Source organism: Glutamicibacter sp. FBE19 (genome assembly GCF_015524875.1).
GTDB classification, from domain to species: Bacteria; Actinomycetota; Actinomycetes; order Actinomycetales; family Micrococcaceae; genus Glutamicibacter; species Glutamicibacter halophytocola.
This window is the reverse complement of record NZ_JACKQN010000005.1, coordinates 19599-42390: the sequence shown is the minus strand read 5'-3', so window position 1 is coordinate 42390 and position 22792 is coordinate 19599. Positions and strand designations below refer to the sequence as shown.

The following is a 22792-nucleotide window of genomic DNA, read 5'->3' as shown; positions in this document are numbered from 1 at the left end:
AGGGTTTGATTTCCCTGGTCCGAAGTGAGACATCAACAGCCTGTCGGGTCTCGAAAAGCAGCAAGCTTTTGCCACTTCTGTGAAACACACTACACGGACGCCGAGTTGAACGTCCAAACATTTCACGATGTGGTCAGACCACATGAAATATTTGCCAGACGTGATCTTTTAATCACTAAGTTGGATTCATAACCAAAAACCGACGTTGCAAAGTCGGGGAAATGGACTCCGGCACACTATGATGATGAGAGACTAAATATTCGGTGGGACGTTAAATTAGCGAACAGTGAAAGGCGTGGTCTGGTCCGTGCACGTAGTGAGCATCAGCAGCCTCAAGGGTGGCGTGGGAAAAACCTCCGTAACGCTCGGCCTGGCTTCAGCAGCACTTGCCGCCGGCATCCCGACTCTCGTCATTGACTTGGATCCCCACGCGGATGCCAGCACTGGCCTCGGAGTCCGGGCGAATGGAAAGCAGCCAATTGGGCAGATGCTCAAAAACGCTCGCCGAGCCCGCCTGCAAGATCAGGTTGTCGCCAGCGCTTGGCAGTCGAAGGCAGCAGAGAAGAAATCGCGTACTCGCATTCCGGTGCTTGATGTAGCTGTAGGCGACGCCTACACCGGCATTTACGACCGTCCGGACCTGCGAACCAGGGATCTTCGCCGGCTTACCCAGATCCTCAGCCGCACCAGCGGTTATCAGCTGGTGTTGATCGATTGCCCTCCGTCGCTGAATGGCCTGACCCGCATGGCATGGAGCGCTTCGGATCAGTTGTTGCTGGTGGCAGAACCAAGCCTCTTCTCCGTGGCTGGCACCGAGCGCACACAGCGCGCACTGGATCTTTTCCGTCGTGAATTCGCCCCTTCGCTTGGCCCAGTCAAGGTCGTTGCCAACCGGGTTCGCAAGGATTCAGCAGAACACACCTTCCGCTTGGGAGAAATGCGCCAGATGTTTGGTGATTCCATGGTCAAGCCAGAAATCCCAGAGCACCCGGAATGGCAGCAAATTCAGGGTGCCGCCTATTCAGTGCACCATTGGCCTTCAAAGGCCACCGGGCCAATGCTCAACCAGTTTGACGCACTGCTCAAGGAAATCATGTCGACCGCTGGCTCTTCGAATTCCTGACGTTCAGCAGACGTCGATCACATAGGCTTTGGGCCGGACCACCGATCGGTGGTCCGGCCCAAAGTCTATGCAGTTCTATTTCAGATTGATTAGCCGACGTTGCGCGCGGCCTTGGCAGCACGACGGGCAGCCAGCTCATCTTCGGGCAACGCCTGCTCTGCAGAGCTTTCCGAAGGCAGTTGCGCCAGCGAGCCTTCTACTTCACGCCAGACTCGTCCTACGGCGATGCCGAACACTCCCTGGCCCTTCTGCACAAGATCAATGACCTCATCAGCACTGGTGCACTCGTATACCGAGGCGCCATCGCTCATCAGGGTGATCTGCGCGAGGTCTTCGACCCCGCGTTCCCGCAGGTGCAATACCGCAGCCCGAATCTGTTGCAGAGATACTCCGGTGTCCAGCAGGCGCTTAACGACCTTGAGCACCAAGATATCGCGGAAGGAGTACAACCGGTGGCTGCCGGACCCCTTGGCACCACGAACTGCCGGCTCTACTAAGCCGGTGCGTGCCCAGTAATCAAGTTGGCGGTAGGTGATTCCTGCGGCCTTGCATACGACCGGGCCGCGATAGCCGGCATGCTCATCGAGCTCGGGCAGGTCATCGGTGAAGAGCAGCCCTTGTGTATTGGAATGCTTGATGCCACCGTCGGCCCCATGACGAGGCTCTGTCTGGCGTGACTCCATCCAATTGCTCCTTGCGTATCAGCACGTTTCTAAGCGAGTAATGAGGCGACCAAATTAGAACCGTGCAGATGCGAGCGATGATCACAAAAACAGTTCCTGTTTAATGTCCCTATGCATCGACGGTACGGCCATCTGACCTAATGGTCAAAGACCTTCAAGCTTAACTTTAAGCCGTGTCGCGCAAGCGATTCGAATATCCCAAATGAGAGTCGATAATTCGCTGAATTCAGCAATGCTTCAACTACGAAGAAAAATCTTCGGGATCAATATTGTCCAAAAATTCACGGAACTCACGCAGTTGCTCCTCGGGAGCTTCTTCGCCATCGCTATCCGTCTCGATGGAAACGCCAGCTTCTTCCAATACGTCTTCTGCGCACATAATCGGGCACTTGGCACGAACCGCCAGAGCCACCGCATCGGAAGACCTGGAATCAACGCGCTTGCCATTGGAAAAAACAAGCTCGGCAACGAAAACAGCATTATGCACGGAAACGATTTCAATTCGTTCCAATGTCACGCCCAGCGCTTCAAATACGCTAATCATCAAGTCGTGCGTCATCGGGCGAGGCGGAGTCAGGCCTTGTTCCGACATGGCGATTGCCGATGCTTCAGGCGCTCCGATCCACAATGGCAGGTAGAGATTCTGTTCCGGATATTTAAGCAATAGCAGTGGCTGATTCGCAGGCAGTTGAATGCGAATCCCGGAAAACTCCAGTTCCAGCATGCCGGCCTCCTAGAGTTGTAAATGCCTGTTGAAATTCAGCCTAGCGATCAAGTTGCGAAATAGCACGCTGCACGAGGGCATCGTGAATTTCTAGGCACTGGCGAGAAATTTCTTGGGCTTCTTCGGCGGCCCTGGCCCTTGCCGAAACTTCAGGCTTCTTCAAGTCATTGCCGACGATTGATTCGATCAATGAAAATTCGCGATCAGCTGCGGTACGGAACTGGCGCAAATGCCTGGGCTCAACACCGTGATTCGCGAGTTGCACGGCAGATTGGGTCACCTTGATGCAGCTCGAATCAAAAAGTCCTGCCTGCGCTTCGACGAGTCCAAATTTGAGTAGTTCGTCAACTAGTTCTTCGCTGGCACCTGTCAGCCCCTGCAGCTCTGCTAGTGATACGAGACGGGTCTTGCGCTCTACAGCTTCAGCCATATCGCTATTGACCAATTGCGGAGCGGCAGGTGCTCCCCCAGGCAATGCCTCTGGAGCTTCACCTCGGTCGATGGCATCCAGGTGGTCCTTGATGACCTTCAGAGGCAGGTACTGGTCACGCTGCACGGCGAGGATGAAACGAAGGCGGCTGACGTCCGACGCGGTGTACTTGCGATATCCGGCAGAAGTGCGCTGCGGGATAATCAAGCCCTTGTCCTCCAAGAAGCGGATTTTAGAAGCCGTTACTCTCGGGAACTCATCTTTCAGTTCCGAGAGCACTTCGCCGATATTCAGCGCTGCCTGCCGGACAGGCTCGTGGCGCGATGCCTCGAGTCGTGGGCTGCGGGCTGCGTCAAAGATCGGCAAAGGGTCTACACCTCGGAAGTAAAAATATCTCGACGGACTGGCCGCCGGTGGAAATCTAGAACTCTACCAGTTTAAAGGTTCGGTACGCTCTGGTAGAAATTCAAGCGGAACTTGCCGATCTGCACCTGGACTCCACTGCTCAGCTGAATTTCGTCAATACGGTCGCCGTTGATGTAAGTACCGTTCAGCGAACCAATATCGCTGAGCAGGAAGCTCTCGCCATTTCTGGTGAACTTCGCATGTCGACGCGATACCGTGACATCGTCCAGGAAAATATCCGCGTTGGGATGGCGGCCAGCGATGCTTTCATCGGTATCCAGCAGGAATCGGGCTCCCTTGTTGGGACCCGAGTGAGCAATGAGCAAGGCCGAGCCCGATGGGAGTGCTCGAACCGCGTTCTTCTCATCTTCGCTGAGTGTGTAAATCACTGAAGGCTCTGAAGCCTTGTTCATCGAAGGAAGAGCAATATTGGTCGTCTCGGAGGCAGACTCATTATGCGGGGCAACCGGCCCATGTTCCGACATGTGGGATCCTCCAGAAAATCTTGCTTACAGTTCGTACGCGACGACATTGTGTTCTGATTTGGCATAGTACGCAATACCAAACTATCTACAGATTAGCCTACTCACCACCCAAGTGATAACAGAAATATCGATATTTTCCGATGCGTGGATTTCCTGTCGATCCTTCCACTGCTGAAAGACCATTGATGCGGCCGTCGCTATAGCATCAGTCTTTCGCGGTATAGGGTGGCAGTGCAAGCGTTGACCGGAACTTCGCAGGTGGACAATGACTGAAATACTGATTAAGCGCGCCTATGCGGAACCAGACAACAAGGACGGCTACCGAATACTGGTTGACCGTTTATGGCCAAGAGGACTTACCAAGTCCAAGCTCAAGTTGGACCAGTGGGCCAAGTCCTTGGCTCCTAGTACCGAGCTCCGCAAGGCGTGGAACCACGACTCGGATCGTTTTGAAGAATTTGCCCGGTTCTACAGGGCCGAGCTAAATCAGAATCCGGCGGTCGACGACTTTCTGGAGCTGATCGAACACCTGCCCACGGTGACTCTGGTTTTTGCCGCTCGCAATGAACAGGCTAATCACGCGATGGTCCTGCGTGAGTATCTGCTTGACCAGTTGAAGCGCCAGTAGGCGGTACGAAACAGACACCGTCGGCGCACACGAAGTCCGATTCAACAACTTGCTGAAGGTCAAAACTGAACTCCTGGCTCATTGCACCATCCTCTCAATGAATCATTTCATCGGTCACATGATTCAACTTGCCGAACCCGCGGAATATTCCTTAGACAGACATCGGGAAACGCAGCAGAGGTAGCGGCCGCTGCCGACCGGACCTCTGCTGCGTTCTGAGGTAGCGGCCTAGATGCGTGGAACCAAGACATCGTCAAAAAAGCCTGCGAGATCCTGAATGGAATCCAACGGCAGAACATGGGACACGTACATATCCGGGCGGACGATGATGATCGCGCCCTCGCGCGAAATCTGGCGCTCTTCGAAAATATCTGACGATTCCCACGCCGCATAGACCTTTTCATAGTCCATGAGTCCCAGCTTGCCAACATTGGGCCGGAAGATTTTCGGAGCGTCATTGATGTTCATCGAGGCGTAATCCTGTTGGTAGATCACCTTCACGTCAAACAAGGAATCAAGATCAGCATCCTGCGGTGTGAAGCGGCGCACCGGGGATTCGTTCGATTCCAATAGCCAATTCGCCAGCGTGGCAACTTTGCCTGGTTCGCCTATTCGGGCTCGATCGGCAAAGACGTAAATTCGATAGCGGCCATCGGCCCGATGGTGGTGCCCCAAGTGCCTTGGACTGGCATCGGCGACCCGCATGACTTCCGAAGATCTGAATCGCTTCCCAATGGGGAATCCTGCCGCCAAGTCCTGGTGCTCGTGGACGGCCGTTAGCACCGAGGGAGCATATTCAGTCATGAAACCAGCGGGGAACTCGGCGGTACGCACGTAGAACTCGGCGGCGCCCTCTTGGCCCTGCAGCGCTTCCGGCGTGGCCGCCATGATGGAGGACCACTGCTTATCAAAGTCGATGAGGTCCCTGGCGATCATCTTTCTCTCTGTTGAATACGTGCGCAGAAGGCTTTGTGGGGACCGACCGGTCAGGACATACCCCAGCTTCCAGGCCAGATTGAACCCGTCCTGCATTGACACGTTCATTCCCTGTCCGGCCTTCGCCGAGTGGGTATGGCAGGCGTCGCCGGTGATGAAGACCCGCGGTTCTCGAATGCAAGTCTCATCCGGCGCAACGTCATCAAAACGATCTGCGAGACGATGCCCGACCTCGTAGACGCTATGCCATGCAATGTCCTTCACATCCAACGTGTAGGGATTCAGAATCGCTTTGGCACGTTGAATGATTTCTTCCAGCGGCGTTTCGCGAACTTTGCCGTTGTCACCTTCGGGGACTTCGCCCAGATCGACGTAGAGCCGGAAGAGCTGGCCGCCTTCACGCGGGATCAGCAAAATTGAACCGGCCCCGGAGTGAATCGCGCATTTGGTTCGAACGTCAGGAAAATCGGTGAGTGCCAAGGTGTCCATAACACCCCATGCGTGGTTCGCTTTGTCTCCAGAAAGCTTTGCTCCGATAGAACGACGGACGTTGCTTCGCGCGCCATCCGCGCCAACAACGTATTTAGCGCGCACCACTCGTTCAAGGCCCGCAGCTTCGCCTCCGCAGGCAAGCAGGGTGACCTTCACTGGATACTCTTGGCCATCTTCAACCACCAGTTCCTTGAACTCCCAGCCGAAATCCGGGGTGATCCGCGCTGGCGAGTTATAGGCATACTCGGCGAAATAATCAATCACGCGGGCTTGGTTGACCACCAGATGCGGAAATTCACTGACACCAGTTGGATCATCCGGGGTGCGGTCGGTGCGCATAATGCATTCCGGGTTTTCCGGGTCGGGATTCCAGAATGTGGTTTCTTTGATGATGTACGCCTCGGAGGTAATGCGTTCGGCAAATCCAAATGCCTGGAATGTCTCAACGGTTCGAGACTGGATGCCGTCGGCTTGTCCAATTTCCAGGCGGCTCGGGCGTCGGTCAATGATTCGCGTGTGCACTTGAGGGAACTGCGAGAGCTGGGCAGAGGCGATGATGCCCGCTGGCCCGGTACCGACAACCAGCACATCCATTTGGTCAGGAAGCTGCTTTGGGCGGTCTATTCCCGTACCGGCAGCTGGCTGTTTACGCGGATCAGCGGAAACGTATCCGTTGTGGTGAAACTGCATTGTTCCATTCCCCATTTCTCTAGCAGTGCGATCAAGCATTTCGCTCAAAGTTCTATAAACGAACATAGTAATCATTTATCGCACACTAATCATATACAATCTGTGAGCTCACGCACAAGAAACCTGGCGGCGCCGCGAAATACAGCTGGCTCCGGGCATGGAAAACGCCCCAGCAAACCGTAAAGGTTTGTTGGGGCGTTCGAGCAACGTCTAGTTGGCGTTGCTCGCAGGCGAAAGCCACTGAGGGCCATCGAGTTGGCAAACTCTACTGAATTACTTGTACGTGACCATCCTGTACCTGCAATCGGTGCAAGGAACCGTGCTCCTTGAGTTTCTGCTGCCATCGCCGATCATGGCTCACGGTGACTACAGTTCCGGGAAAGGCCACCAATGCACTTTCAAGCTGTTCGACCAATGCCGGCGAAATATGGTTCGTGGGCTCGTCCAAGAACAGGATGTGCGCCTGGGAGCTCACAGCGATTGCCAGTTCGAGCCTGCGTCGTTGCCCCACGGACAAGGCCAGGGGATGGCGCAAGAAGTCCTGGGGCGCAAATAGCCCAAGCTTGGCCAGCACTTCGGCGGCATCTTCAACGTATTGATCTGTCGCCAGCGCAAAGGCTTCGATCAGGCTCTGCCCCGGCACCTCGCCGAGCTCCTGCCGCAGCCAGGCACAGCGCAATGGCTGGGTCTGCTGAACCTGGCCCCTGTCATAGGACAACTCGCCAGCCAGCATTTTGAGCAGCGTCGTTTTCCCGGCCCCGTTCGGTCCGGTCACCATCCATCGTTCACCGAACTTGATCTCGAACGATCCGCTGCTCAGCGCCGGCAGTTCCGAGCGTCGGGCCTTTTCCACGCGGATCAAGGTTTTGGCGGTTTCTGGAACGGTGGCGCCTGCCGGCATGGAAAATTCAAGTTCAGCGGCTGGTTTGGGCGCCGGACTGGCTTCCAGCTCTTCGATCCGCGACTTGGCCTGGCGGATTTTGGAGGCCGACCCGTGGCTCCGTTCCCGTAGACGGAAATTGCCGTGCCCAAAGCCAGCCTTTTCCATTTTTCGTGGAATTGCCGCGGCACGCGCCACGTTCTTCTCCACCAGCTTCCGCGAATGCTCCATCTCAGCCACCCAGGTGGCATAGGCTTCCTGAGCCGCGATCCGTTCCTGCTCCTTGGCATGGAGGTAGCCATCGTATCCATTGCCATATCGGCTCAGTTGCCCATCATGGACTTCGAGGATCGAACGTGCAAAGCGCTTGAGGAACATGCGGTCGTGAGTGATCAGCACCAAAGCCCCTCGGTGCCTGTCCATACTGCGTTCCAGCCAGGCCAACGCAGCCTCATCAAGATCATTGGTCGGTTCATCAAGCAACAGCAGCTGCGCGCCAGAACACAGCACGCAAGCCAATGCGAGCCGGGATCGCTGGCCACCGGACAGGCGCGAGACTCCGCGCTCTTGATCCAGCTCCCCCAATCCAAGTTGTTGCAGGGCGCTGTCCAGCCGCTGGGCCAGGGTATAGCCGTCGGCCGCTTCGTAGATATCAGTCACCTGTTGCAGCTGGGCCATCAGGCGTTCAGCAGCAGGGCCCTGTGCACCTTGGAGCTTCAGGCTGATGATCCGCATCAGATTCTCCAGCTCGCGAAAGCGGGCATGATACGAGTCGATGACTTGCTGAATGCTCATCGAAGCGGTGAAGCGCGGATTCTGCGCGGCATAGGCCACGCCGCCAGGGGCGTTGATGTGCCGTTCCCCTCGCTCGACCTCCAAGTTTCCAGCGATGACACGCATCAGCGTGGACTTGCCTGATCCGTTATCCCCGAGCACAGCTAGCCGCTCCTTGCCGGAAATCGACAAATCGCAGTCGACCAACACGTCGCGTTCGCCAAAGCTGACACTGAGGCTTCGAAGGGAAACGATGTAGTCAGGGCCGTGCTCGGGATTCTCGAGCGCTGGCTGGCGCTGATCATGTGGATGGGTCATGGGATATTCCTGCCTGACGCCAACGGCCCACCAGAGTACTTTCCGGAGGCTGGCGAAGATTGGGCATCACAATGATGCAAAAGAGAAGAGAGGGAAGGTGCGGCGTGCAATCGCCTGCTGCCTGGAGGAATCAGATCCCGGAAATTATCGTGCCCATCTTTCAAGGCTAGGCCTCTTGCCTGGAGCTGGCAAGAATTTTTGTGGCTAGAGCTCGATGGTTCCGCTGATCAATATCGAGGTAGCGCCGCCAACCCAGAGCTGATTGCCGGCCACGCTCACATGCACTTGGCCGTCGCGTCCGGCCTTTGCGCCTTGGCGGTTGACCAGTGGCGCGCTGGCATATCCAGCGTCGATAAGCCATTGGGTTCCGGCACCGTTCAGGCTTCCAGTCACTGGGTCTTCGCGCAATGCCCCGTCTTCTATGGTCAACGCCCGGACTTCAAACTTTTCTGGCCATCGCTCCTGTGGCAGGGCACCGAAGACCCCGATCTTCCATCGGCCTGGCCGCTGCGGAATTTTCGGAACAATATCCAGGACCTGTTCCGAATTTTCCAGCAGTATCCCGGCCCACCCAGGCCCGTTGTCAACCCATTGGGCGTCCTTGACTGCGGCTGGATCAATGTCCAGAATCCCTACAAGTTCTGCTAGTTCCCCGGGTTCCAGCTCGCCGGAGCGAATGGCAGGCGGAGAAGCGAAGGAAAGCAAGTTCCCATCAATGTTGATGGGCACCAATCCAGCGCCGCACTGCACGACGAGCTGGCGCGGATTGCGTGGCACTCCTCCAGCTTCCAGCCAAGCACGGGCGGTGCCGAGGGCAGGATGCCCGGCGAAACGGTACTCGTGCTGCCGGGCGAAAATGCGGAATCGGAAATCTGCCTGCTGTTCGGTGGCCGGCAGGACATAAGTGACTTCGGAAAGATTGGACCAGAGCGAATAATCTTGCATCGCTTCCTTCTGCAAGTCCTGTCCGTCAAGCACCACGCCCAGCGGGTTGCCCTTGTAGGGAGTGTCGCTGAAAACATCAACCTGGTAGAACCGACGCTGCATGGGGCTGGCCTTCCGAACTAGTTCCCGAATGCGCAAAACCCCGCCGAGACTGGTCTCGACGGGGTTGCGCTATTTGGTCGGGCTAGCGGGATTTGAACCCACGGCCTCCTCACCCCCAGTGAGGCGCGCTACCAAGCTGCGCCATAGCCCGATGCCTCCGCAGCCGTTATCCCCGAGTCGTGAGAACCAAGGGTGCCGTCTGCAAAAGCTCCGTTATTACCCTACACCAAGTGAAGGGCTAATTTCGAACTCTAGCGCTTGCGACCGCGTCGTTCGCGGATTCGCATCGATACTTCGATCGGCGTTCCTTCAAATCCGAAGGTCTCGCGCAGGCGGCGCGTGATGAATCGGCGGTAGCCAGGATCGAGGAATCCGGTGGTGAACAGCACAAAGCGCGGCGGGCGGGCCGAGGCCTGGGTGCCGAAGAGGATGCGTGGCTGCTTGCCGCCGCGGACCGGGTGCGGGTGGGCTGCAACCAGTTCGCCGAGGAAGGCGTTGAGCTTTCCGGTGGGAATGCGCTTGTCCCACGAGTCCAGGGCGGTGTTCAGCGCGGGGACCAGCTTGTCCTTGTGCCATCCGGTTTTAGCCGAAATGTTCACCCGCGGGGCCCATTCGATGTGCGCGAGGTCGCGGTCGATTTCCTGGTCCAGGTAGTAGCGGCGGTCCTCGTCCACCTCGTCCCACTTGTTGTACACGATGACCATCGCGCGGCCGGCCTCGATGGCCAGCTGGATGATGCGCACGTCCTGCTCGGAAACGATCTCGTTGGCGGCCAGCAGGATCACTGCGACCTCGGCCTTTTCCAGCGCAGTCTGGGTGCGCAGGGATGCGTAGTAATCCGAGCCCACAGCCATGTGCTGGCGGCGGCGGATGCCTGCGGTATCGACAAAGCGCCAGATGTTTCCGCCGAGCTCGATCAGTTCGTCCACCGGGTCGCGGGTGGTGCCGGCGTAGTCGTCGACTACTACGCGCTCGGAACCAGCCAGCTTGTTCAGCAGCGAGGACTTGCCCACGTTGGGACGTCCGATCAGGGCCACGCGGCGAGGTCCACCGGATGGAATCAAGCCGCCAAAGGCGGAATGCTCAGGCAGCTTCTCCATGACGGCGTCCAGCAGGTCCGCGGTGCCGCGGCCGTGCAGCGCCGAGACCGGCCAGGGCTGGCCGAAGCCCAAGCCCCAGAGCATGGCCGCTTCGGCTTCCTGGTTGAAGTCGTCCACCTTGTTGGCAACCAGAAAGACCGGCTTGCCCTTCTTGCGCAGCATCTTGACCACGGCCTCATCGGTCGCGGTGGCGCCAACATGCGAGTCCACCACAAAGAGGATCGCATCGGCGACATCGGCGGCAATTTCCGCCTGGTCAGCCACCGAAGCGTGGATGCCCTTGGCATCGTGCTCCCAGCCACCGGTATCAACGATGGTGAAGGGGCGGCCCATCCACTCGGCAGAGTAGGACACGCGGTCGCGGGTCACGCCCGGGGTGTCTTCCACCACGGCTTCGCGGCGGCCCAGGATGCGGTTGACCAGGGTGGACTTGCCCACGTTGGGGCGGCCGATCACGGCGAGCACCGGTGGAATGACCACATCGGCGTCGTCGTCATCAAAGTCGTCCAGACCGGCGAGCAGGGCCGAGTCTTCCTCGTCCAGTTCGTAGTCTTCCAGTCCGCTGAGCAAAGCCTGCGCACGGATGGCGGCTTCTTCCTCGCTCAGTTCGGCCAGGCGCTCGGCGATATCGTCGTCTCCAACGGGGATGTATTCCTCGTCGTGGGTGGAGTTGTTCTCGCTCATGATTTTCCCTTCACAGCGATCGTAATCTTCATCGGCTCTCGCCGAGGATGGGCACCAGCTTGTGGCTAGTTTTTCGTTGCGGTGCTGATTGCGTCAAGCACCGCGGCGATGGTTTGTTCAAAATCCAGGTCCGAAGAATCCACGGTCATCACGCCGTCGGCAGCCTGGGTGAAGTTCACCACCGTGGAGTCCTTCGCGTCGCGAGCCAGCACCTGGTTGGCCAGCTGCGAATCGTTCTGGGTGCCGCCCAGCTGCAATCCGCGGCGGCGCAGCCGGGCCTCTTCCGAGGCGGTGAGCAGAATGCGGGCGTCGGCATCCGGGGCCACCACGGTGGTGATGTCGCGGCCTTCGGCAACAATGCGGAGGTTGGCCTTGATGATTTCCTGCTGGCGGCGCACCAGTTCGGCACGCGCGTCCAGGTTGGTGGCCACGGTGGAGACCTGTTCGGAAATGCGCGGCTCGCGGATCGCGGCGGTGACATCCACGCCGCCGATCTGTACCAGCTCGGCGTCCGGATCCACCGAAATTTCCAGCTGGGCATCGCGCACGGCCTGGGCAATGGCGTTGGCGTCCGACAGGTCCGTTCCGTCAGCGAGCACCGAGTAGGTGATGGCGCGGTACATGGCGCCGGTGTCCAGGTAGGCTGCGCCCAGTTCGCGGGCGACGGCCTTGGAGACCGAGGACTTGCCCGAGCCGCTGGGGCCGTCGATGGCGATGACGAGCTGGTCGTTGTTCAAGGTGCTCACTGGGCTACTTTCCATCCGTTCTTGGTCAATACGTCAATCAGTTCGTCCCGGCGTCCGGGAACCACCGAAACATCCACCATGCCGACCTGATGGCCAGCAGAGTGCTCCATGCGCAAATCTTCAATATTAATGCCCGCTTCGCCGATTTCGGCCAGCAACCGGGCGATCTGTCCCGGCCGGTCATCCACCAGCACCGTGACCAGGGCAAAGGCCTGCGGCGGGGCGCCGTGCTTGCCCGGGATCCGGGCCTTGCCGGCGTTGCCTTCGGTCATCAGCTGGGAGAGATCCAGCAGCGCCCCGGGGCCCTGCGGGTTCTGCAGGGTGTTGATCAGCCGGTCCAGGTCTTCTTTCATCCCGGTCAAGATCGGCACCAGCGCCTCGGCGTTGTGCGAAAAGATCTGGATCCAGAGCTTCTCGTCACTGGCGGCGATGCGCGTGGTGTCCCGCAATCCGTTGCCGGCCAGGGCCAGCTGGTGCGCTTCGGCATTGAGCAGGCGCGAGGCGATCATCGAGCTGGCCGCCTGCGGGAAGTGGCTGATGAGGGCCACCGACTGGTCATGGTCGGCCACCGACATCCGGTGCATCGTGGCGCCAAGGTCGATGGCCAGTGCTTCAGCCACCTTCACCCGTGCCGGATCCGCGCCGCCATGGGCGCAGATGACCCACGGCATCGAGGTGAACAGCTCGCCGCGGGCTGCGGCCGGGCCGGACTTTTCGCGTCCGGCCATCGGGTGCGTGCCCACATAGCGGGAGGTTTCGGCCTCGCCCAGTCGATCATCGGCCAGCACTGCCGAAAGGATCGAGCCCTTGACGCTGGCGATATCCACCACGGTGGCATTGGGGTAGGCCAGCAGGGCGTCGGCCACCAGGGCGGCGGTGACATCCGGCGGAGCGCCGATTACCACGAGCTCCGGGGCAATGGCGCGCTGTTCAAGCAGGACGCCGGCCCCGATGTCCTGGGCAACCCCAGCGGCCGTCGGGGAAACATCTGCAAGATAGACCGGCACGCCTTTGGCGCGCAAGCCCAATCCCACCGAGGTGCCCAGCAGCCCGGTGCCGATGACCAGAACTGGGCCGGCAAGGTGAGAGGACAGCATGGGCTACATCCCCACCATGGCCATCAGATGCCCGACTTCCTGGTTGCCCAGGGAGCGGATGGTGCCCTGTTTCTGGTCGCCGAGCAGGATTGGTCCCACGGCGACGCGCACCAGACGCTGGACCGGGTGGCCCACGGCGTCGAACATGCGGCGCACAATGCGGTTGCGGCCCGAGTGCAAGGTGACCTCGACCATGACATGCTTCGGGGTGGTGGCGATGATCTTCAGGTCATCGACCTTGATCCAGCCGTCTTCCAGCTTGATGCCCTCGCGCAGCTGGTTGCTCACCGCGCGTGGCAATGGCCCAGGAATCTGCACCAGGTAGGTCTTGGGGACCTCGTACTTCGGGTGCTGCAGGCGATTGGCCAGCTCCCCGTCGTTGGTCAGGATCAGCACGCCCTCGGTCTTGTAGTCCAGGCGTCCGACGTGGAATAAGCGCAGCGAGTGGTGCTCGTTCTTGAAGTAGTCGGCGATGGTGCGGCGGCCCTCTGGGTCATCCATCGTGCACATCACGTGCTTCGGCTTGTTGAAGACGAAGTAGCGGTTGGCCTGGTTCGTCTGGATGCGCATGCCGTCGACGTGGATGGAATCCTTGGCAGGATCCACGCGGGAGCCCAGCTCGACAACCAGGTTGCCGTTGACCTCGACGCGGCCTTCGAGGATCATTTCCTCGCAGACGCGGCGCGATGCGACCCCGGCGTTGGCCATGGCCTTCTGCAGGCGGATGCCGTCCTGCTGCTCGCCGTTGATTTCGCGGGAGGCCTGGCTCTCGGCACGGGCCTGGGCGCGGGCGCGCTGGGTCGGGCGCGCGTAGTTGGTGGGCACGGAGTTGCCGAAGCGCTCCTTGCCGAAGGCGCGCTCGGAATTCTTGCGCGGGGCCGAGGTGTTGCGCTTGGCCGAATTCGACTTGGCGCCTGGCTTGCCCGAGGCCGACTTGTCGTGGGGCTTCTCGCCGAAGGACTTGCCGCCCTGCTGCTTGCCGCGTCCGCCTGCTGGCTTTCCGCCAAAATTGGAATTGTTGCCGCGTGGTGTGCGGCCGGAGGATGATCCCCTGCTCATGCTTCGCTATGTCCCTTGCTGTTGCGTTTCACTGCGCGGGCCCATGGATTGGGGGCTTCACGCGTGGTTAGTCCGTTGTAGCCGCCAGCTGGCTGCTACTTAGTCGTCGTAGGTTGCCGAATCGAGCGATTCAAGATCGGCCACCCCAGGAAGATACGGGGATAGCGCAGGCAACTCATCTAGCGAGCCCAATCCCAGTCGTTCCAGGAAGTATTCAGTGGTCTGGTACAGCGTTGCACCGCCATCGCCAGTTTCCGGATACTCCGTGATCAATCCGCGGGTGAGCAATGTGCGCACCACAGAATCGACGTTTACACCTCGAATCGCCGAAATACGTCCACGCGAGACCGGCTGGCGGTAAGCGATGACAGCCAGGGTTTCCAAGGCGGCCTGCGACAAGCGCGCGCTCTGCCCGTCGAGCACGAAGCTGGAGACGAAATCGGCGTAATCGCTGCGCGTATAGAAACGCCACCCGGAGGCGACACGACGCAGTTCAAATCCGCGCGGGCGATCCTTTCCATCATACTCGGTTGCCAGTTTCTCCAAAGCTTCGGCAACTCGCGCTGCCGGCACCTGGAAGATTTCGGCCAAACGCCCCGAGCTGACGGGGATATCAGCGACCATGAGCACCGCTTCCAGGCCCGATTCCAGGCCTCCTGGCAGCTGGTCAATGGGTGCAATCTCACTCATGATTCACCTCACCACCGCTCCCCTCATACTCGTCTTGTACTGCTTGGGCATCGAAGGAGGACTCCGAAGCCAGGGCGATCCGCAGCGGGCCGAGCGGGTCTTCTTGCTCAAAGCTGATCGCTCGTTGCCGGAACATCTCCAACAATGCCAGAAAACGCACCACAACCACCAGATGAACTGAAGCGTCGGCGACCAGTTCGCGGAAGTCCAGCGGTCCGCGCTCCTGCAGCAGGGCGGTGATGGACTCGGCTTCATCGGCAATCGTGACATTGGCCCCATGCAAGTGGCCGATGCCCACCTCGGTGATCGGCTCAGGCTTCGGCGCCAAAGCGCTGGCCGCCAAGGCTGCCAGGGCGTCGGGGCCAATGCTGAAAATCAATTCAGGCAGCAGGGAGGCAAACTGCGGTTCCAGGGAGACCTCGCGCGGATGGCGCGAACCTTCAGCCTCGTAGCGCTCGCCCAGGAATTCGGCGGCCTGCTTGAACGCCTTGTACTGCAATAGCCGGGCAAAGAGCAGGTCCCTGGCTTCGAGCAGCTCGAAGTCCTCTTCATCAGCCATTTCCCCGCGCGGCAGCAAGCGGGCCGCTTTCAGATCCAGCAGGGTGGAGGCGACCACCAGGAATTCGGTGGTCTCATCGAGCACCTTCATCCCGTCATTGCCTTCGGCGACGCTGGCCTGCAGCTCACGCAGGTAGGCAATGAATTCGTCGGTCACTTCCGCCAAGGCCACTTCGGTGATGTCCAGCTCGCGCTGGGTGATCAGGTGCAGCAGCACGTCAAAGGGCCCGTTGAAATTGTCCAGGGCAAGGCGAAAACCGCCAGACGATTCCTGCTCAGCTGTTGCTGGCTCGGCGGAATCGTTGGCGGTTTGCTCGGTGAGCGTGGTGCTCATTACGGGGCGCCACCGCGCCAAATCAATTCACGCGCCAGATTGCGGTAGGCTTCGGCACCGGGGTGGTTGGCCGCATAGGTGGTAATCGGCTCGGCAGCCACGTTGGCATCGGCGAATTTAATGGTTCGCTTGATCACCGTTTCAAAGAGCTTGTCGCCGAAGGCCTCGTCCAGGCGGGTGATCACTTCGCGGCTGTGCAGGGTGCGCGCGTCGTACATGGTGGCCACCACGCCGTCGAGCTCCAAGACCTGGTTCAGCCGGTCCTTGACCTTGTCGATGGTTTCCATCAGCAGGGCCACGGCACGCAGGGCGAAGAATTCTGCAGTCAGGGGGATGATCACGCCATGGGCGGCGGTCAGCGCATTGATGGTCAGCAGGCCCAGCGATGGCTGGCAGTCGATCAGCACTACGTCGTAGTCGTCGATCACGTGGCGCAGCGCGCGCTCGAGAACCTGCTCGCGCGCGACCTCGTTGACCAGTTGCACTTCAGCGGCCGACAGGTCGATGTTCGCTGGCAACAGGTCGATGTTTTCCACATCGGTGTGCAAGATCGCGTCCGTGATTTTCACCTGGCGGTCCATCAGCACGTTGTAGACGGTGATGTCCATTTCATGCGGATTGGTGCCGAAGCCGGCGGACAGTGCGCCCTGCGGGTCGAAGTCCACCAGCAGCACCTTGCGGCCGTACTCGGCGAGCGCCGCGGCCAGGTTGATGGTGGAGGTGGTCTTGCCGACGCCGCCCTTCTGGTTCACCATGGCGATCACGCGTGCTGGGCCGTGCGTAGGCAACGGTGCTGGCACCGGGAAATCTGTCAATGGCTTGCCAGTTGGACCCATCGGACGAGGCTCCTTGAGCATCCCCGCCCCGCGGTGCTTATTTCCCTGTTCCTCGCTCACGATGGGTAAACCACACTTCCCGTTCGATACACCAAATTCTTTGAGCTGTAGGCTCATTTCAAGGTTATCGGTCGAAGCAAAAGATCCCGGTTTTTTGGGTTCATTCACGGCGAGCCTTTACCTTGAACCTTAGCTCTAATGTTGTATGCGAGCTGGATGCGCACTGGCATTTCACGAAAGGACACGATGAGCACCATTGTGAAGTTCATCAGCCTGGCCGAGGCCGAGCCGGAGAGCGGGGAAGTCAGCGTTTCCGTGCTGCTCCAGGCACAGCTGGATGACGGGCGGCTGGTCGTCGTGCTCGATGACCGGGGCTGGTCCACCAACTGCAGCTGGCCGCAGGCGGTACCGGCTGATATTCGCGAAACCGCACTGGTGGTGGCGGGACCGGACGAACCGGGCCCCGGGGCGACCAGGGCCCAAGCCGAGCAAGATTACTGGGAGTACATCAAGTCGATTCTCGCTGCACGGCAGTTGCACCTGCCGGTCCATGAGCTGATGGCCCTGGAGCATGAAGTCCAGTTCGGCCCGCGGCTGCAAAACCTGCTGGCCGCGTCAGGCCATTGACCCCGCCTGGGATTGGGCAGGAGACTTGAACCATCATGAACAAGGAATCCCGGACCATGCTCGCTTCCCTGGAGCACTCGTTGCAGCTCGGCGGCCGGCTCGTCGAGAACATTGCAGGCACGCAGTGGAACGCGCCCACGCCGTGCAGCGATTGGACGGTGCGCAAGCTGCTCGAGCATGTGGTGGGCATGAATCTGGTCTTTGCCGCCATGCTGTCCGGGCAGCGCCCGCCCTCTCGCGATGCCGATGTGCTGGGCGAGGATCCGGCCGGGGCCTACACCCGCTCAGCGCAGCTGCTGCTCGCCGCCTTTGGCGCCCCGGGGGTGCTTGAACAAAGTTTCCAGAGCCCGATGGGCACGGCCACCGGCTTCGAGCGGCTGCAGATCCGCAGCTACGATTTGCTCGCCCACCTCTGGGATCTGGCCCAAGCCACCGGCCAGGCGCTGGAGGATGATCCCGTGCTGGAATCCTCGGCGCAGCAGGCATGGGAATTCGCCCGCGGGCAGCTGGCTGATTCTCCGCGCTCCGGGCGCTTCGATCCACCGCAACCAGTCAGCGACGAGGCGCCGGCGCTGGACCGGCTCGTGGCGTTCCTCGGCCGGCCAGTGCCGTGGACCCCACACCGATAATTTGCCCTCGATCCGGCGGAGCTCTTGAACCGGGCGCACCGAGGTGGTCAGATGGTGCCACACACCAGGACCAGGCGGCATGAGGGGCGAGGCAGATGTTCACGGGAATGCTCGGCAATTGTACGGTATCGGATGTGGCCCGCGCCGAGCACTGGTATGCCCGGCTCTTTGGCAGATCCCCCGATCATCGGCCCATGGACGGATTGCTCGAATGGCATCTGGCCCCGGGCTACGGCGTCCAGGTGTACTGCGAACCCGAACGCGCCGGGCACAGCACCCTGGTCTTGGAAGTTGCCGATCTCGACGCCCAGGCGTCGCGGCTGCTGGAATCGGGCATCGAGCATTACGGACCGCAGCCCGGCGGCGGGGCGCGAATCCTGCAGCTTCAGGATCCCGACGGCAACCGGGTAGTGCTCGCCTCCCCATTGGCCGGCCTCGCGCGCTGAGCCTGGCCTCAGGAACTCAGGCTTGCTCCGCCGCCCAATCGAATGACAACGGCAGCAGCTCGCGGGCGCTGACGCTGCGTGGCCCGTTCGGGGTATCGACGATGACTCTCAGCTGCGGGTAGTTATCCGCCATCACTTGGCGGCAGCGACCGCACGGGTTCTTGATTCCGCGGCCCTCGTTGCCCACCGCAACTACCACCTGCGGATCCACGGCCCCGGCGGCACGGGCCGCCCCGAAAGCCACCAGCTCGGCACAGGGTCCACCGGTGAAGTGGTAGAAATTCACGCCCGCGTGCATCGTGCCATTGGCAGCCAGCACCGCGGCGCCCATGGTGTGCACCCCGTCCCCGCCATCGGGCGCATCGGTGGTGGCCTCGATTATCTGCCGGGCCAGCTCAACCAGAGCCTTTTCGTCATCAGCCAGTTCTCGATAGTGCAGCTGGTGCGGTGTCGCATTCATGGCTCCAGCCTAGCTGCCACATCCTGAAGCCAGGCATCCCAGGCCCCGCTGGCCAGACCGGCCAGCAAGTCGTATCCTGCGGCGCGTGGATGCGCCCCGTCATCGGCAGCTACTTCACGGCGCCACAGGTCGTTGCCGGCCAGGTCTTCGTGGACGCCCAGATACGGCACCATCTGCGAGCGGCAGAATGCCCGCATCTGCGCGTCCAGCTCAAGCAGCTCCGCGTTCAAGGCATCATCGGCGATCGCTGGCGGCCCGATCATCAATATCGGCCAGTTCCGTTCCCCGGCCGCACCCAGGATTGCCGCAAGGTTGGGGATCCGATCTTCGACTGCCACTCGTGGCTTCGCTCCCCAGCGGATGACGTCGTTGACGCCGAAGGAAAACACCACGCCCACCGCATGGTCCCCTGGCGGAAAACGCGCAGCGCATTCGGCTTCGAATCGCTGCCTGATCATGGCGCTGGTATCGCCGCGCACCCCGAGGTTGTAGCCGGTGAGCGCGTAGCCGCGTTCGATTCCCCGGGCGATCAGCCGTCCTGCCCATCCGCGGTGGGTTTCATCGCCGACTCCCGCGACAAATGAATCCCCGACGAAGCACACTCGCAGCGCTGCACCCATGATGTCCTCTCGACCGGTTGGCTCTCTCGCCGCCCAAGGCCAATCCTCCCAAAGATTCCAAGACGCAAAAAATCCGCTACCCGAGCACTTCGGATAGCGGATTCTTCACTGCGGGCTAGTGGCCCTCGACGCTGGTTTCGTCGAACGGACGGTTGCCTGCCAGCACGGCCTTCGCCTGGTCCATGTCAATTTCCCTGGTCCACTTGCCGATCAGCAAGGTGGCCACGGCGTTGCCGGTGAAGTTGGTCAGCGCGCGGGCTTCGGACATGAACTTGTCGATGCCCACGATCACGCCCATGCCGTCCAGCAGTTCCGGACGGTGCGACTGCAGCCCGGCGGCCAAGGTGGCCAGGCCTGCACCGGTCACGCCGGCGGCGCCCTTGGAAGCGACGATCATGAAGACCAGCAGGCCGACCTGCTCGCCCAGGTTCATCGGCATGCCCATGGCGGTCGAAACGAACAGGGCAGCCATGGTCAGGTAGATCGCGGTGCCGTCAAGGTTGAAGGAGTAGCCGGTTGGCACGGTGATGCCGACAACCGGCTTCGAAACACCGGCATGCTCCATCTTGGCGATCAGGCGCGGCAGGGCCGACTCGGAGGAGCTGGTAGAGAAGATCAGCAGGTATTCGCGAGCCAGGTACTTGAGCAGCAAGAAGATGTTCAGACCGGTCACCACGCGCAGCAAGGTGCCAAGGATGACGACGATGAACAGGGCGCAGGTCAGGTAGAAGGCGCCCATCAGGATCGCCATGGAGCCGATGGCGGCCCAACCGGTGGCACCGACCACTGCGGCAATGGCGCCGAAGGCACCAATCGGGGCAACCCACATGATCATCATCATCAGGCGGAAGACCACGGCCTGGATGTGCTTGATGCCGTTGAGCACCGGCTCGCCGGCCTTGCCCATGGACTGCAGCGCGAAGCCGACCAGCAGGGCCAGCACCAGGGTTGGCAGCACCGGGATGTCGCCCGGGATCAGTTCCAGCAGGAAGGCGACGGTGGCGTTGTCTCCCCCGCCGGTGCTCGCCTCATAAGGCTCGAGCTTCAGTCCGGATCCGGGGTGGATGATGTTGCCGACGACCAGGCCGATGGCCAGGGCGAAGGTGGACATGGTGATGAAGTACAGCAGCGCCAGGCCGCCGACCTTGCCGACCGTGGCGGCCTTGGCGATGGAGCCGACGCCGAGGGCGATGGTGCAGAAGATCACCGGGGCAATCAGCATCTTGATCAATGCCACGAAACCGGTGCCCAGTGGCTTGAGCGCCTTGCCGAGGTCCGGGGCGAGCAGTCCGACCGCTGCGCCGAGCACCACGGCGGCAATCACCATGATGTACAGCCAGTGGGTCTTGTCTTTTTTCTTCGTTCCGGCCTGGGCTGAGTTGCCGCCCGGCTTCATGTCGTCAGTGACAGTCATGTGGTTAGTCCTACCCTTGAAAAGTGCCTGCAACCGCCCCTGGCGTCCTTGCCAAGCCGGTATTACGTAGAATCGTTCTGTTCAATGGTGCGCGCCGAGGTGATGTGCATCTCTATTGCGTTCATATTGGTCACGCAATAGCACTCCAAAGGAAGACACCGCAAGAGGAGGAGCGCAACATGACAGACCACTTCACTGACCTGTCCTCGCCCCGCGAGGCTCAGAACGATGCAATCCCCGCTCCCCTGAGCCGCAACGGATGGTCTTTTGCGGTGCTGATCTTCGCCGCGCAAATGCTCGTGGTCATTTTGGTGGTCATCGGAATGGCGGTCTCCACCTACCAGCAACAGGCCCGGGTCATCCTCGACGACAAGCAAGCCACCGTTGCCACGATCTCCATTACGCTGGCCAACGACCCTTTCGTGGGCAACGCGCTGGCCGGGGACCATCCCTCGGAACTGCTGCAGCCCTACACCAACAAGATCCTGGACCGCGGCCAAGGAGTCGATTTCATTTCGATCATGACCCCGGACACCAAGCGCGTCACCCACCCCAATCCCGAGCGGATTGGCCAGAACTACGCAGGTTCCACCAAGCAGGCGCTCGCCGGCCACACTTATAACGAGGTGGCGCTGGGAACCCTGGGACGCTCGGTGCGGACCATTGCGCCGGTGTACCACGACGGAAAGCTTGTCGGGCTGGTGGCCACCGGAATCACCCTGGAAAACCTGCAGACGATTTACCGCAGCGAGGTGCCGCAAATCCTGCTGGTTTCCGCACTCGCCCTGATCCTGGCCGGCTTCACCTCGTGGTGCTTCTCGCGCTACGTCAACCAGGCGACCTTGGGGTTCGGCCCGCATGGGCTGCGCCGGCTCTACGCCTTCTATTTCTCCGCGCTGCATTCGGTGCGCGAAGGGCTGGTGCTGCTCGATCGGCGGCATCGGATCGTACTCTATAACCAAGAGGCCGCGAAATTGCTGGATTTGCCCGATGAGGTACCGCCTCATGGCCTGGATCTCGACCAGGTCCAGATGCCCGAAACCCTGCGCACGCTCATGGCCACCGGCCGCAGCTGCAAAGACGAAATCCATCTGGGAGCCCGCAGCGTACTGTCCATTTCCCAAGGTCCCGCACGCTTGACCAACGCGGGATTGCCCCGGCGAGGCGGCGCTCCCCGGCGCTGGCTTGGCGTGCAGCCGCTTACCGGCCAGGTTCTGACCTTGCGCGACCTCACCGAGGTGCAGGAACTGGCCGGCGAGGTCCAGTCGCTGAAAACCTTCTCCACCGCCCTGCGAGCGCAAACCCATGAGCATGCCAACCGGCTGCACACCATCGCCACGCTGATAGAAAATGGCCAGAACGAGCGGGCCTTGGCCTTTGCGGTGGACGACCGGCAGCATTCGCAAAAGCTCACCGATGCCATCGTGCATTCCATCGATGACGCCTACCTTTCCAGCCTGCTGGTGGCCAAAGCCGCCCAAGCCCATGAGCGCGGGGTCAAGCTGGATATCACCGCGCAGGGATTCATCCCTGCAGATGCGGTGGCAGCCAGCGATATGGTCACCATCGTGGGCAACCTCTTGGACAATGCCTTGGATGTTTCCGCCGGCACCAGGGAATCCACCGTCTGGGTTGAGGTCACCGCGGGGCATGGGGAGCTGATCATATCCGTGGCCGATTCCGGGCCCGGCATTGAACCGGAATTCCTCGACCAGCTGCTGCGTTTCGGGGTGAGCACCAAAAAGGGGGCACAGCCGCGCGGTCTGGGCTTGGCCCTGGTGCAGCAGGCCGTGCTGCGCCTAGGTGGCACAATGAATGTTGACAATGATGCCGGGGCGATCTTCACCGTGACCCTTCCGCTAGAGTCCAGCAGCTAG

Annotated in this window: 23 protein-coding genes and 1 tRNA gene; 6 read left to right on the top strand and 18 right to left on the bottom strand. The window is 60.5% G+C overall.

Going from position 1 to position 22792, the window contains the following annotated elements; genetic code table 11:
• Positions 1-307 precede the first annotated feature (307 nt).
• Positions 308-1123 (top strand): ParA family protein, encoded by an 816-nt coding sequence (locus H6F58_RS09995; RefSeq protein WP_060703336.1) that lies wholly within the window; start codon positions 308-310, stop codon positions 1121-1123.
• A gap of 89 nt (positions 1124-1212) precedes the next feature.
• Here the strand turns inward: H6F58_RS09995 and H6F58_RS09990 are convergent, their stop codons facing one another.
• From H6F58_RS09990 to H6F58_RS09975, 4 genes are all read right to left on the bottom strand, one after another.
• Positions 1213-1806, bottom strand: a complete 594-nt coding sequence (locus H6F58_RS09990) for a MerR family transcriptional regulator (RefSeq protein WP_146274779.1) — start codon at positions 1804-1806, stop codon at positions 1213-1215.
• Positions 1807-2047: 241 nt separating this feature from the next.
• A complete protein-coding gene (locus tag H6F58_RS09985; RefSeq protein WP_060701222.1) occupies positions 2048-2530 on the bottom strand; it encodes a bifunctional nuclease family protein in 483 nt (160 codons plus the stop codon).
• A 40-nt stretch (positions 2531-2570) separates the two neighbouring features.
• On the bottom strand, positions 2571-3326 hold the full coding sequence (locus H6F58_RS09980) for a MerR family transcriptional regulator (protein WP_146274778.1): 756 nt from the start codon (positions 3324-3326) through the stop codon (positions 2571-2573).
• Positions 3327-3397: 71 nt separating this feature from the next.
• A complete protein-coding gene (locus H6F58_RS09975) occupies positions 3398-3850 on the bottom strand; it encodes an FHA domain-containing protein (protein WP_060701220.1) in 453 nt (150 codons plus the stop codon).
• Between the two features lie 265 nt (positions 3851-4115).
• Here H6F58_RS09975 and H6F58_RS09970 point away from each other — a divergent pair, with 265 nt between their 5' ends.
• Positions 4116-4478, top strand: a complete 363-nt coding sequence (locus H6F58_RS09970) for a DUF488 family protein (protein WP_146274777.1) — start codon at positions 4116-4118, stop codon at positions 4476-4478.
• Between the two features lie 228 nt (positions 4479-4706).
• On the opposite strand, the gene H6F58_RS09965 is transcribed toward H6F58_RS09970, so the two are convergent.
• The 11 genes from H6F58_RS09965 to H6F58_RS09915 all read right to left on the bottom strand — a co-directional run bounded on the left by H6F58_RS09965 (position 4707) and on the right by H6F58_RS09915 (position 16740).
• Complete coding sequence (locus H6F58_RS09965; protein WP_195181691.1) at positions 4707-6596, bottom strand: FAD-dependent monooxygenase; 1890 nt, start codon at positions 6594-6596, stop codon at positions 4707-4709.
• Positions 6597-6861: 265 nt separating this feature from the next.
• A complete protein-coding gene (gene abc-f / locus H6F58_RS09960) occupies positions 6862-8568 on the bottom strand; it encodes a ribosomal protection-like ABC-F family protein (protein WP_195181690.1) in 1707 nt (568 codons plus the stop codon).
• A 204-nt stretch (positions 8569-8772) separates the two neighbouring features.
• A complete protein-coding gene (locus H6F58_RS09955; RefSeq protein ID WP_146274774.1) occupies positions 8773-9615 on the bottom strand; it encodes a PhzF family phenazine biosynthesis protein in 843 nt (280 codons plus the stop codon).
• 74 nt (positions 9616-9689) lie between these two features.
• Positions 9690-9766, bottom strand: a tRNA-Pro gene (locus H6F58_RS09950).
• A 100-nt stretch (positions 9767-9866) separates the two neighbouring features.
• Positions 9867-11399 (bottom strand): ribosome biogenesis GTPase Der, encoded by a 1533-nt coding sequence (der, locus tag H6F58_RS09945; protein WP_060701211.1) that lies wholly within the window; start codon positions 11397-11399, stop codon positions 9867-9869.
• Positions 11400-11464: 65 nt separating this feature from the next.
• Positions 11465-12160, bottom strand: coding sequence for a (d)CMP kinase (gene cmk / locus H6F58_RS09940; RefSeq protein ID WP_195181689.1), 696 nt, complete (start codon positions 12158-12160; stop codon positions 11465-11467).
• Positions 12142-13242, bottom strand: a complete 1101-nt coding sequence (locus H6F58_RS09935) for a prephenate dehydrogenase (protein ID WP_195181688.1) — start codon at positions 13240-13242, stop codon at positions 12142-12144. Before H6F58_RS09935 ends, cmk begins: the two co-directional genes overlap by 19 nt.
• A 3-nt stretch (positions 13243-13245) precedes the next feature.
• Positions 13246-14301 (bottom strand): pseudouridine synthase, encoded by a 1056-nt coding sequence (locus H6F58_RS09930; RefSeq protein WP_060701206.1) that lies wholly within the window; start codon positions 14299-14301, stop codon positions 13246-13248.
• 99 nt (positions 14302-14400) lie between these two features.
• The gene (gene scpB / locus H6F58_RS09925; protein ID WP_060701205.1) at positions 14401-14991 is read right to left on the bottom strand and encodes an SMC-Scp complex subunit ScpB; all 591 of its coding nucleotides are present in this window, start codon (positions 14989-14991) and stop codon (positions 14401-14403) included.
• A complete protein-coding gene (locus H6F58_RS09920; protein WP_195181687.1) occupies positions 14984-15883 on the bottom strand; it encodes a ScpA family protein in 900 nt (299 codons plus the stop codon). The genes scpB and H6F58_RS09920 overlap by 8 nt, the downstream gene beginning before the upstream one ends.
• A complete protein-coding gene (locus H6F58_RS09915) occupies positions 15883-16740 on the bottom strand; it encodes a ParA family protein (protein ID WP_206693619.1) in 858 nt (285 codons plus the stop codon). Before H6F58_RS09915 ends, H6F58_RS09920 begins: the two co-directional genes overlap by 1 nt.
• 225 nt (positions 16741-16965) lie before the next feature.
• On the opposite strand from H6F58_RS09915, the gene H6F58_RS09910 reads away from it, so the two are divergent.
• From H6F58_RS09910 to H6F58_RS09900, 3 genes are all read left to right on the top strand, one after another.
• Positions 16966-17346 (top strand): hypothetical protein, encoded by a 381-nt coding sequence (locus tag H6F58_RS09910; RefSeq protein ID WP_195181685.1) that lies wholly within the window; start codon positions 16966-16968, stop codon positions 17344-17346.
• Positions 17347-17381: 35 nt separating this feature from the next.
• Positions 17382-17975 carry a TIGR03086 family metal-binding protein gene (locus tag H6F58_RS09905; protein ID WP_195181684.1) on the top strand — a complete coding sequence of 198 codons (594 nt, stop codon included), beginning with the start codon at positions 17382-17384 and terminating at the stop codon, positions 17973-17975.
• A gap of 107 nt (positions 17976-18082) precedes the next feature.
• Complete coding sequence (locus H6F58_RS09900; RefSeq protein WP_244652534.1) at positions 18083-18421, top strand: VOC family protein; 339 nt, start codon at positions 18083-18085, stop codon at positions 18419-18421.
• Positions 18422-18437: 16 nt separating this feature from the next.
• Here H6F58_RS09900 and H6F58_RS09895 read toward each other — a convergent pair whose 3' ends face one another.
• The 3 genes from H6F58_RS09895 to H6F58_RS09885 form a co-directional block, all read right to left on the bottom strand.
• Entirely contained in the window at positions 18438-18881 is a 444-nt protein-coding gene (locus H6F58_RS09895) for a cytidine deaminase (RefSeq protein WP_146278111.1), read from the bottom strand.
• Positions 18878-19501, bottom strand: a complete 624-nt coding sequence (locus H6F58_RS09890) for a GDSL-type esterase/lipase family protein (protein ID WP_206693607.1) — start codon at positions 19499-19501, stop codon at positions 18878-18880. The genes H6F58_RS09895 and H6F58_RS09890 overlap by 4 nt, the downstream gene beginning before the upstream one ends.
• Positions 19502-19616: 115 nt before the next feature.
• On the bottom strand, positions 19617-20915 hold the full coding sequence (locus tag H6F58_RS09885; RefSeq protein WP_084793153.1) for a cation:dicarboxylase symporter family transporter: 1299 nt from the start codon (positions 20913-20915) through the stop codon (positions 19617-19619).
• Positions 20916-21094: 179 nt separating this feature from the next.
• Between H6F58_RS09885 and H6F58_RS09880 the strand changes: the two genes are divergently transcribed.
• Positions 21095-22792, top strand: a complete 1698-nt coding sequence (locus H6F58_RS09880; protein ID WP_146278110.1) for a sensor histidine kinase — start codon at positions 21095-21097, stop codon at positions 22790-22792.

Coding starts and splice junctions, on each gene's coding strand:
- H6F58_RS09990 (WP_146274779.1), bottom strand. CDS start 1,806: ATGGAGTCACGCCAGACAGAGCCTCGTCATGGGGCCGACGGTGGCATC.
- H6F58_RS09985 (WP_060701222.1), bottom strand. CDS start 2,530: ATGCTGGAACTGGAGTTTTCCGGGATTCGCATTCAACTGCCTGCGAAT.
- H6F58_RS09975 (WP_060701220.1), bottom strand. CDS start 3,850: ATGTCGGAACATGGGCCGGTTGCCCCGCATAATGAGTCTGCCTCCGAG.
- H6F58_RS09970 (WP_146274777.1), top strand. CDS start 4,116: ATGACTGAAATACTGATTAAGCGCGCCTATGCGGAACCAGACAACAAG.
- H6F58_RS09965 (WP_195181691.1), bottom strand. CDS start 6,596: ATGCAGTTTCACCACAACGGATACGTTTCCGCTGATCCGCGTAAACAG.
- abc-f (WP_195181690.1), bottom strand. CDS start 8,568: ATGACCCATCCACATGATCAGCGCCAGCCAGCGCTCGAGAATCCCGAG.
- H6F58_RS09955 (WP_146274774.1), bottom strand. CDS start 9,615: ATGCAGCGTCGGTTCTACCAGGTTGATGTTTTCAGCGACACTCCCTAC.
- der (WP_060701211.1), bottom strand. CDS start 11,399: ATGAGCGAGAACAACTCCACCCACGACGAGGAATACATCCCCGTTGGA.
- cmk (WP_195181689.1), bottom strand. CDS start 12,160: ATGGAAAGTAGCCCAGTGAGCACCTTGAACAACGACCAGCTCGTCATC.
- H6F58_RS09935 (WP_195181688.1), bottom strand. CDS start 13,242: ATGCTGTCCTCTCACCTTGCCGGCCCAGTTCTGGTCATCGGCACCGGG.
- H6F58_RS09930 (WP_060701206.1), bottom strand. CDS start 14,301: ATGAGCAGGGGATCATCCTCCGGCCGCACACCACGCGGCAACAATTCC.
- scpB (WP_060701205.1), bottom strand. CDS start 14,991: ATGAGTGAGATTGCACCCATTGACCAGCTGCCAGGAGGCCTGGAATCG.
- H6F58_RS09920 (WP_195181687.1), bottom strand. CDS start 15,883: ATGAGCACCACGCTCACCGAGCAAACCGCCAACGATTCCGCCGAGCCA.
- H6F58_RS09915 (WP_206693619.1), bottom strand. CDS start 16,740: ATGCTCAAGGAGCCTCGTCCGATGGGTCCAACTGGCAAGCCATTGACA.
- H6F58_RS09910 (WP_195181685.1), top strand. CDS start 16,966: ATGAGCACCATTGTGAAGTTCATCAGCCTGGCCGAGGCCGAGCCGGAG.
- H6F58_RS09905 (WP_195181684.1), top strand. CDS start 17,382: ATGAACAAGGAATCCCGGACCATGCTCGCTTCCCTGGAGCACTCGTTG.
- H6F58_RS09900 (WP_244652534.1), top strand. CDS start 18,083: ATGCTCGGCAATTGTACGGTATCGGATGTGGCCCGCGCCGAGCACTGG.
- H6F58_RS09895 (WP_146278111.1), bottom strand. CDS start 18,881: ATGAATGCGACACCGCACCAGCTGCACTATCGAGAACTGGCTGATGAC.
- H6F58_RS09890 (WP_206693607.1), bottom strand. CDS start 19,501: ATGGGTGCAGCGCTGCGAGTGTGCTTCGTCGGGGATTCATTTGTCGCG.
- H6F58_RS09885 (WP_084793153.1), bottom strand. CDS start 20,915: ATGACTGTCACTGACGACATGAAGCCGGGCGGCAACTCAGCCCAGGCC.
- H6F58_RS09880 (WP_146278110.1), top strand. CDS start 21,095: ATGACAGACCACTTCACTGACCTGTCCTCGCCCCGCGAGGCTCAGAAC.